Below are 2022 nucleotides of genomic sequence, written 5' to 3' on the forward strand. Positions count from 1 at the left end.
GGCAGCGGTGATTTCCGACTGGTGTTCAACACCGGGTCTGGCGCGGGGCAGACAGTCTTCCACGTGCATGCCCACGTGCTCGGCGGCGACCTCGCAGAAGGCAGTCTCGGTGGCTGATCCGGACAGCCGCGCGGAATCCGAAGATCGCGTCACGGAGCGGTTGTTCGCCGACGGTGTCGCCATGGTCCAGCTTCTGGGGCCGCAAGACCGGCTGCTGCGCGTCGTCGAGCGCGAGCATCCGGATGTCGACGTACACGTCCGCGGGAACGAGATCACCCTCGCCGGCAGTGCGGTGGCTGTCGCTGCGGCACGGGAACTCGTCGAAGAACTCCTGACGATGACGCGCACCGGTCACGATCTGGCACCAGCGGATGTCTCCAGCTCGAACCGTATCCTGCGAAGCGATGGCAACCCGCGTCCGTCCGAGGTGCTCGGCGAAGCGATTCTCTCGAGCCGTGGTCGAGTCATCCGTCCCAAGACGCTGGGGCAAAAGTCCTATGTGGATGCGATTGAGCAAACGACGATCACGTTCGGGATCGGGCCGGCCGGTACGGGCAAGACCTCTCTGGCCATGGCCAAGGCCGTGCAGGCGCTGCAGCGCAAAGAGGTCAGCCGCATCATCCTGACCCGGCCCGCCGTCGAAGCCGGCGAGCGCCTCGGTTTTCTTCCTGGAACGCTGACCGACAAGATCGACCCGTACCTGCGTCCGCTCTACGACGCGCTCAACGAAATGATGGATCCAGAGATCGTGCCCAAGCTCATGGCGACGGGCACGATCGAGGTTGCCCCCCTCGCATACATGCGCGGCCGCACGTTGAACGACTCCTTCGTTGTTCTGGACGAAGCTCAAAACACCACCCCCGAACAGATGAAGATGTTCCTGACTCGCCTGGGCTTCAACACGAAAATGGTGGTCACGGGCGACATCACGCAAATCGACCTGCCCCAGGGGGCGTCGGGTCTGCGCCTGGTGACGAAGGTGCTGAGCAGGATCGACGACATCCACTTCGCATACCTCACGAGCGATGACGTCGTGCGCCACTCGCTTGTCGGCAGGATCGTCGACGCCTACTCCGAGTACGACGAGCAGCGACTGTCAGCAAAGCGGGAACGCGACGAGGCGAGCGAACTCAGCAATCGTGCTGAGCGCCGAGGGGCGAGCCGCCCTTCCGGTCCGCGCGATCACATGCCCAAGCGAGGACGCCGATGACGATCGAAATCACCAACGAGTCCGGAATCGACGTCGACGAGACAGTCCTGCTCCGGCTCACAGAGAACAACCTCGCTGAGTTGTTCGTCAGCCCGGATGCCGACCTCGCGATCCTCCTGGTCGACGAGGGCGCGATGGAGTCGCTGCACGTCCAGTGGATGGACGAACCGGGTCCCACGGATGTTCTCAGCTTCCCCATGGATGAGCTGCGTCCCGGTACCGAAGATGCGCCGACTCCCGAAGGTCTGCTGGGCGACATCGTGCTGTGCCCGCAGGTCGCTGAGAGTCAGGCTCAGGCTGCCGGTCATTCCACGATGGACGAGCTGATCCTGCTCACGACCCACGGACTCCTGCACCTGCTCGGCTTCGATCACGCCGAGCCGGCGGAGGAACGCGAGATGTTCGCCCTCCAGCGAGACCTCATCGTCCGATTCCACGCGGCCGAACGCCGTCGTCTCAAGCCGTGACCGCGGCCCTGCTGCTTGCCGCAGCCGCCCTCCTGGTCGCCTTCGGTGGTCTGATGGCGGCTGTGGATGCAGCGCTCGGTGTGACCTCCCGATCCGACCTCGAGGAGATGAGCCAGAGCGGTAGCAACGCTGCGTTCATCCGCGGAATCGCCAATGATCCCGCGGCGCACGCCAACGCCGCGGGCTTCATGCGCGTGCTCTCCGAGACAACGGCAGCCGTGCTCGTTACCGTCGCACTGACGATCCTGTTCGACAGCATCTGGTGGGCGATGCTCGCCGCCGCCGTCCTGATGACCGGCATCTCGTTCGTCGTCGTGGGCGCGAGCCCGCGCACGTGGGGCCGTC

General features: G+C 64.8%; 4 protein-coding genes. All 4 read left to right on the plus strand.

The genetic code is table 11. The features are described from left to right. Positions 1–117: HIT domain-containing protein (locus tag Q1V87_RS07170; protein WP_300591479.1), on the plus strand; the 117-nt coding region annotated here is incomplete at its 5' end. A gap of 64 nt (positions 118–181) precedes the next feature. Then, on the plus strand, positions 182–1210 hold the full coding sequence (locus Q1V87_RS07175; RefSeq protein WP_300591480.1) for a PhoH family protein: 1029 nt from the start codon (positions 182–184) through the stop codon (positions 1208–1210). Next, on the plus strand, positions 1207–1677 hold the full coding sequence (ybeY, locus tag Q1V87_RS07180) for an rRNA maturation RNase YbeY (protein WP_228178927.1): 471 nt from the start codon (positions 1207–1209) through the stop codon (positions 1675–1677). The genes Q1V87_RS07175 and ybeY overlap by 4 nt, the downstream gene beginning before the upstream one ends. Next, positions 1674–2022 (plus strand): CNNM domain-containing protein (locus tag Q1V87_RS07185; RefSeq protein WP_300591478.1); only part of this gene is annotated, 349 nt, incomplete at its 3' end. The genes ybeY and Q1V87_RS07185, both read left to right, overlap by 4 nt.

The sequence above is a fragment of the Microbacterium sp. genome (assembly GCF_030149085.1).
Lineage (GTDB): Bacteria > Actinomycetota > Actinomycetes > Actinomycetales > Microbacteriaceae > Microbacterium.